Source organism: Pseudoalteromonas sp. GW168-MNA-CIBAN-0100 (assembly GCF_040309225.1).
In the GTDB taxonomy this organism is placed as follows: domain Bacteria; phylum Pseudomonadota; class Gammaproteobacteria; order Enterobacterales; family Alteromonadaceae; genus Pseudoalteromonas; species Pseudoalteromonas arctica.
In genome coordinates, this window is the sequence record NZ_JBEOOL010000703.1 from 1 (window position 1) to 262 (window position 262).

At 40.5% G+C, this 262-nt stretch carries 1 pseudogene; it reads right to left on the reverse strand.

The window, feature by feature from the left end:
- Positions 1–262: pseudogene (locus AAEY62_RS23090) on the reverse strand (bifunctional aconitate hydratase 2/2-methylisocitrate dehydratase); the annotation flags it as partial.

A 262-nucleotide genomic window follows, 5' to 3' on the forward strand; every position in this document is an offset into this window, starting at 1 on the left:
GTCTGTAAGACCACGACCAATGATCAATGGAATACGACCACCAGCACGAACTTCGTCTAAAATTACCTCTGATTTAAGTTCAAATGTAGAGATCACATCATCAGTACCATGACGTTTCACAACACCTTCATAAGGGTAGATGTCGATTTGGTCACCCATGTTGAATTCATCAACATTTAATTCGATTGGTAACGCACCCGAGTCTTCCATTGTATTGAAAAAAATAGGCGCAATCTTGTTACCTAAACATACACCACCCACG